This is a genomic window from Clostridium sp. CCUG 7971, assembly GCF_017590215.1.
Taxonomy (GTDB): Bacteria; Bacillota; Clostridia; order Peptostreptococcales; family Peptostreptococcaceae; genus Faecalimicrobium.
This window is the reverse complement of record NZ_JAFFPK010000198.1, coordinates 1-6,851: the sequence shown is the minus strand read 5'-3', so window position 1 is coordinate 6,851 and position 6,851 is coordinate 1. Positions and strand designations below refer to the sequence as shown.

At 23.5% G+C, this 6,851-nt stretch carries 6 protein-coding genes; 3 read left to right on the top strand and 3 right to left on the bottom strand.

Going from position 1 to position 6,851, the window contains the following annotated elements:
* Positions 1-16: 16 nt before the first annotated feature.
* Positions 17-1,288, bottom strand: a complete 1,272-nt coding sequence (locus tag JWF52_RS18510; protein WP_208334945.1) for an HD domain-containing phosphohydrolase — start codon at positions 1,286-1,288, stop codon at positions 17-19.
* A 217-nt stretch (positions 1,289-1,505) separates the two neighbouring features.
* Between JWF52_RS18510 and JWF52_RS18505 the strand changes: the two genes are divergently transcribed.
* A complete protein-coding gene (locus JWF52_RS18505) occupies positions 1,506-1,853 on the top strand; it encodes a RidA family protein (protein ID WP_208334944.1) in 348 nt (115 codons plus the stop codon).
* A gap of 38 nt (positions 1,854-1,891) precedes the next feature.
* On the opposite strand, the gene JWF52_RS18500 is transcribed toward JWF52_RS18505, so the two are convergent.
* Positions 1,892-4,231, bottom strand: coding sequence for a bifunctional diguanylate cyclase/phosphodiesterase (locus tag JWF52_RS18500; RefSeq protein WP_208334943.1), 2,340 nt, complete (start codon positions 4,229-4,231; stop codon positions 1,892-1,894).
* Positions 4,232-4,530: 299 nt separating this feature from the next.
* On the opposite strand from JWF52_RS18500, the gene JWF52_RS18495 reads away from it, so the two are divergent.
* Positions 4,531-4,983: a hypothetical protein gene (locus tag JWF52_RS18495; RefSeq protein ID WP_208334942.1), complete on the top strand. Its 453-nt coding sequence runs from the start codon at positions 4,531-4,533 to the stop codon at positions 4,981-4,983.
* 40 nt (positions 4,984-5,023) lie between these two features.
* Here the strand turns inward: JWF52_RS18495 and JWF52_RS18490 are convergent, their stop codons facing one another.
* Positions 5,024-5,287 (bottom strand): TIGR03905 family TSCPD domain-containing protein, encoded by a 264-nt coding sequence (locus JWF52_RS18490; RefSeq protein WP_208334941.1) that lies wholly within the window; start codon positions 5,285-5,287, stop codon positions 5,024-5,026.
* 783 nt (positions 5,288-6,070) lie between these two features.
* Here JWF52_RS18490 and JWF52_RS18485 point away from each other — a divergent pair.
* Positions 6,071-6,826, top strand: a complete 756-nt coding sequence (locus JWF52_RS18485) for a peptidylprolyl isomerase (protein ID WP_208334940.1) — start codon at positions 6,071-6,073, stop codon at positions 6,824-6,826.
* The last annotated feature ends 25 nt before the right edge of the window (positions 6,827-6,851 follow it).

Here is a 6,851-nt window from a genome sequence, read left to right as displayed (position 1 = left end):
TTACTCTCCACTTATATTATATACATAATGAATCCATTTCGATTGCTATATAATTATATGTTTTTACCATATCATTTAATATTTTTTCATAATTATTTCTATTTTCAACAATACACTCTAAGAATTTCTCATAATTATGGTCTACTATTTTTACTAAATTTCTATCAATATAATTTGAATTACACATACTGTAAAGTATGTCTAATACTTCATCTTTTGAGAACGGATTTTTATAAATTCTCTTTTCCGTTAATGCACAGAATATATCACTTATACTTATAACTCTATCACCTATGCTTAGTTCATCTTCTTTTAATCCCCTTGGATATCCACTTCCATCTAATCTTTCATGGTGATTACAAGCTAAATTAATTAATTCTTTATTTATTCCAGCTTCTTCTAATATATCTCTTGAATAAACTGCATGCTGCTTCATTATTTCAAATTCATCCTCTGTTAATTTTCCTTCTTTTTCTAGTATATGTTTTGGTGTACATACTTTACCTAAATCATGTAAATATGCCCCTATTTCAATCTTATTTTTATATTCTTCATTTAAGTTCATTTCTTCACATATTTTTTTAGATATTGAGGATACACTAACAGTGTGAATAGAAGTTTCAAAGCTAAAAAAATCTATTGATAAAGGTAAAAATATTAAGTATTCCTTTGCCTTATCTAAATTAATTTTTATAGACTCTAGTCTTTTATTTAATTTTAATTTATATGTAGAGTTTACTATATCACTTATTAAGCCTTCACTTTCTATTAATCTAAATAAAGCATCTATATGACTAGGTCTAAATATACTCTTATTCAGCCTTTTTAAATCATCAATAATTCTTTTTTCATCATAGTTTAATAAACCACAAAATATAGATACTCTATCTGCTAATCCTATTAAGAAAGCCTCTTGTGGTATTTCAATTCCCTTTACAAATTTATCTTTATTTTTATAAGAATGGTGATGATATAAAACAGCTTCTGACATCTCTTTAAATAGTTTACTGTTATTTAAAATAATATATCCATATATAGAATGTCTGCCTGTATTAGATATTTCAAATTTTTTAAGATTTTTAATTTCTTCTGTTTTATATGCACCTATATCATGTAATATTGCAGCTCTTATTATTATATCTATCTTGTCATTGCTATATCCCAATTTTTGCGCTATCTTATAAGCTATATAAGCAGTCTCTTCTCCATGATTTACTAAGTCTTTATCTATTTTTTTTAATATCGTCTGATTAATTTTAAATAAATCTACTGCACTTATTATTTCCATATATAAATTATGACACCCCTTTAATTTACATCTAGTAAATTTTCTTTTAGCCCTTTATAATTGATTATATTATATGGTTACATTTTTTTCCATATTACCATTTTTATCATTTTAATTTTCTATCTATATTCGTCTGATAAATTGAATTTTTATCCTAGATTATTAAACACATCTATATTATAATTTATATTGTCAAAAATTTTTGGAGGTTTGAAATATGGAAATAAAGAGATATGAAGGAAATCAAAGAATGAGTAAGGCAGTAGTTCACAATAATACAGTTTATTTATCTGGACAAGTTCATGCTGAAGGTGATGTTAAAGAACAAACTGCACAAGTTTTAGCTAAAATAGAAGATTTATTAAACAAATATAATTCAGATAAAGAGCATATACTATCTGTTACAATATACTTAAAAGACATAGATAATGATTTTGCTAATATGAACTCTGTTTGGGATGAATGGATACCAGAAGGATTTAAGCCTGCTAGAGCTTGCGTTGAAGCTAAGATGGCTAGAGAATGCTTATTAGTAGAAATGAGTGTTATTGCTGCGACAAAATAATTAAATAAAAGCAGACTTTAAACAAAGTCTGCTTTTATTTATAATAAATTATTTATTTCATCACTAGATATAGGTTTACTAAAGTAATACCCTTGAATATTACTACACCCTAAGTTTCGTAGTATTTCTAATTGTTCTTCATTTTCAACACCTTCTACAATAGTTTTCATTCCTAATTTTTCAGACATCGTTACTATAAGTTCTACCACATCTTTATTTTTTTTACTATGAATAATATTATCTATAAAACTTTTATCAATTTTAATTATATCTATTGGAAGATTTAATATATAGCTTAAGGATGAGAATCCTGTTCCAAAATCATCTACTGCAAATCTTATTCCTTTTTTAGATAATCTACTCATTATATCAAAAACCCTATTATATGAATGTATAAATATATTTTCAGTTATTTCAAATACTAATCTACTGTACCCTATATTGTATCTGTCAATAATTTTAATTACATCTTGTTCAAAGTTTTCATTCATAAATTGTACTACAGAAATATTTATAGATATAGCATCTATACTTTTACTTTCCTTATCTAGTTCTATAATTTTTTCACATGCTTTTTCTAATATATATAACCCTAGATCATATATCTGGCCTGTTTCTTCAGCTATGCAAATAAATTCTATCGGTGAAATAAATCCAAGTTCTTCATCTACTATCCTTATTAAGGATTCTATTTTATTATATTTATTTTCATTAATAGTCATTATTGGTTGATAGTAAATTTTTAATTTATCACTTTGAATTGCAATATCAAGAATTTTTTTTATCTTTTTCTTTCTTTTTATATTAGTATCTTTAGAATCGAAATAATTAGTTTTTTGATTTTTATATTTAGCTTCTTTCATTCCATATTCAAAGCTTCTTAAAATATAATCTAAGTCATTATTATCCGAATTATAATCACTTATTAAAATAGTTACTTTTATAGTATAGTTAATTTCATTTACATTCCATGTTTTCTCAAACCGTCCATGTATTTTACTTACTATATCTAATGCATCAAATTTATTATTTTCTTCTAAAAGTATGATAAATTCATCATCCCCATATCTAAATAGATTCTCTTTATCTGTAATACTTAATAAGTACTTAGCTATTTTCTTTAAAAATGTATCTCCATTTCCATATCCAAACTTTTCATTAAATAATTTAAAATTATTTATATCTATAACTAATATACTTCCGTATTTACCTTCTTTTTTTAGTATGTTATTTATCCTATTAAAAAATTTATTTTTATTATTTATCTGTAATAAGGTGTCAGTATATGCTAATATCTCTAACTGGCTCTGTACTTTTTTTACTTGATTAGACATATTATATAAGCTATCTTCTATTAATCCAAATTCATTCTCTTTATTATATATTTTTTTTACATCATAATTGCCATTTTTAATATTTTGAGCCATCTCTATTATATATTTCATTGGTGACCACACTTTATTACATAAAAATATAATTAAAACTACAGTTAAAATTATTATACTAAGGAATATAAGTCTTATATTTTTTATAGATTCATTAAACTGATTTATTATATAATCTATATCTACTAATTTAATAATACTTACTCCATTTACTTTACTTTCTTTATAATCTATAATATAATCATTATTTTCATTTAAAGCCAATTTTATATTTTTATATTTATCCATTTTATTTATATCATACATATTATAATTAATAGATTTAATACTACTTATATCTTTAACTTTATTATGTGAATCACTAATAATATTTCCTTTTGAGTCTAATATTAATGTATTCATATATTTTTTATTACTAACGTCTTTAGCTAGTTTGGATATTTTATCTATATTTATATCTACCCCTAATACTCCATTTATATCATCTTTATACTTTATAGCTTTACTTAATGTAATTACATTTTTATCTTTCCATTTATAAATAGAACTAAGTACAGATTCATCTTTATTTTTAATAGCATCTTTATAAAAAGGTCTTTTTATATGATTATAATCTTTCGGTAAATTTGCATCACTATCCAAGTATATCTTTCCATCTTCAAGGGCTAAGTATATATGTTCAATACTGTCACTATTTCTATTTAAATTATACATACTCTTTTTTAAAATCTTCTCTAAATCTTTATCATCATCTAATTCTATTTGAGTTTGTAGATAATTTATATTTTGCTCTATAGTAAGCATATATTTTACTAATACTTTATCTAGTAAGTCTATTTGGTAGTGTATTTCTTCTTTTACTTTTTCTATAATATTTTTTTTACTGCTATATACTTGAATTGTAGAAAAGATTATTATTGGTACCATAATAATAATTAATAAAATTAGGATAAATTTATACTTAATACTTGAAAGAATTTTGACTTTTTCCATACTAATTTCTCCTGCTTACCATCTAGCAAACTGATAGTAAAATTTATATTTTAACTAACATATTCTACCAAAAAACAATATCCCAGTCAATTTATAGAATTGATATGATTTGTTAATTTTTTATAATTTCATTTATTTTCTTTTTTATAATTATATGATAAAATAATTAGTATATTTTGCTTTGATTGGATATAAATTTTAATGCCAAACTTGTACATAATATAAATGTAGTAAATTTTTAGTTTCAAACAAGATAATGTTATTATAACTAAATATTTATTAAGATTAGGAGGATTAATATGGGCTTTAAAGACAAATTTGCGCAATCTTTTGCTAGATCAAAAACAATGACTGGACCTGAGAAAAAAGCTAATGAAATAATGGGAAAACTAATCATGAAAAAAGCGATAGCTCCTATTGTTTTAATGTTAATTGTGTTAATTGGAGGAATTTCATTAAAAGTTAACTCTTTAGTTATTCTTGGAGTAAACTTATTAATTGCAGTTGGAACTTACTTCTATATAAAAAGAGCTAGTGAAAAGTTCCAAAACTTCAAACCTTACGTAGGTAACTTAATAAACCTTGAGAAAAAAGGTAAAAATGAATATGTTGCTATTATAAAACAAGGAAAAATGCCTATTAAATTAGAAATTGCTTACGGTGGAGAAGATTTTGTTAACGTAAAGAAAAATCAATTAGTTCAAGTAAGTTATAACCCTGATGCTAAAATAGCAGTCTTAGTTACAAGATAATAATAAAAAAGCTTCTACAATTAAAGTAGAAGCTTTTTTATTACTCTTGTTCTTCATATGCATATTCTTTATATATTTTTAATGCTTTTGCTAATTGGTCTGGGCATGAAGTTCCTCTATTTTTACAAGGTATATCTTCAAGCATCTCTATTATTTCATCTATATTTTTCCCTTCTACTAAATGCTTAATTCCTATTGCGTTACCTGAACATCCGCCTTCAAATACTACATCTTTTAATATGTCTCCTTGTATATCCATTAATATAGATTTTGAACATACACCTTTTGTATAATATCTATACATTTAAATCCCCCCATTTTTAAAGTTTGAATGTTTATATATTTATAATCTTTATAAAAAAATCAATGTCTATTAATATATATTAATTTTTTTATAATATTTCATATATTTTTTTAATATAGGAATATTAATTCTAGTATTTAACAACTTTATATGTTTTAATTTACTTATAAACATACTTAATTTATAACTAAGAAAGGATGGGGCTCAATTGATTAATAATAAATTTTTTGATAACTATTTTAAAGTCTTAACCCTTCTATTCTGGCCAATTATTTGGTATAAATGGGTTGCACTTTCAATTAAATCTATAGAAATAACTATACTTATATCATATTGTTCTTTATCTATAATATTTATGGCTTTATACTTATTTTTTAATAGAAAAAATAATGATACTAAAGGTATAGTAGTTTTATATAGAATAAGTACTCTATTTGCTTTTATATCTACTTTATTTAGTTTTGTATTATTTCCTACAAGCTATATCTGGCTATATTTAAAAATAGTTTTTGTCCTTATTTATTTTTATTGTTCTTGTCTTCATGTTTATAAATATAAAATAGAAGAAGGTGTTGTTGGTATTTTATCATCTCTTTTATTAATTTTAATCACTTTGTTGTATTAAGGCATATTTAAAAATTATATATTATAAATTAATTTGTTAATTATATAAATATATAATTTAATCTTTGGAAATATTAGACATATAGATTCTTTTCTGATATTATTTATCTTAAAGGATAATATTAATAATGAAATATATAAATAAAGGAGTTAACTACTATGGAAAAAAAAGTTTTAGCTACAGTTGGCGAGAAAGAAATAACTAATTATGATGTTGAAAGTGCACTATCTAGCTTAGATCCTTATCAAGCTATGCATTTTAACACAGAAGAAGGAAAAAAACAATTATTAGAAGACTTAGTTAACCAAGAGTTATTCTACATAGAAGCTAAAGAAAATCAATTACATAATGATGAAGAATTTAAAACTGAAATGAAAAAAATAGAAGAAAACATGTTAAAGCAATATGCTATAAACAAAGTTTTATCTGAAATAAAATTAACTGAAGAAGAAAAGAAAGCTTTCTTTGAAGCTAATAAGTCTAAATTCAATAAATCAGAAACAGCTTCTGCTAAACATATATTAGTAGATTCTGAAGATTTAGCTGGTGAATTACTTAATAAAATAAAAGCTAATGAAATAAGTTTCGAAGATGCAGCATCTAGCCACTCTACTTGCCCATCTAAGGATGCTGGCGGAGATTTAGGATCTTTCCCTAGAGGACAAATGGTTCCTGAATTTGAAGAAGCAGTATTTAATATGAATAAAGGAGAAGTAGCAGGTCCTGTTAAAACTCAATTTGGATATCACTTAATAAAATTAGAAGATATTCAAAAAGGTGGAGAATCTGAGTACGAAGAAGTTAAAAATGAAATAGAAAAAACTTTAATGTACCAAAAACAAAGTGAAGCTTACTCTAATAAATTAAATGATCTTAAATCTAGATTTTCAAATACAGTTAGATTTAATGACTAATATATAAAGCCTAGCAAATTTGCTA

Excerpts from the sequence above, each read along its gene's own strand:
- JWF52_RS18510 (WP_208334945.1), bottom strand. The coding sequence starts at position 1,288 with ATGGAAATAATAAGTGCAGTAGATTTATTTAAAATTAATCAGACGATA.
- JWF52_RS18505 (WP_208334944.1), top strand. The coding sequence starts at position 1,506 with ATGGAAATAAAGAGATATGAAGGAAATCAAAGAATGAGTAAGGCAGTA.
- JWF52_RS18500 (WP_208334943.1), bottom strand. The coding sequence starts at position 4,231 with ATGGAAAAAGTCAAAATTCTTTCAAGTATTAAGTATAAATTTATCCTA.
- JWF52_RS18495 (WP_208334942.1), top strand. The coding sequence starts at position 4,531 with ATGGGCTTTAAAGACAAATTTGCGCAATCTTTTGCTAGATCAAAAACA.
- JWF52_RS18490 (WP_208334941.1), bottom strand. The coding sequence starts at position 5,287 with ATGTATAGATATTATACAAAAGGTGTATGTTCAAAATCTATATTAATG.
- JWF52_RS18485 (WP_208334940.1), top strand. The coding sequence starts at position 6,071 with ATGGAAAAAAAAGTTTTAGCTACAGTTGGCGAGAAAGAAATAACTAAT.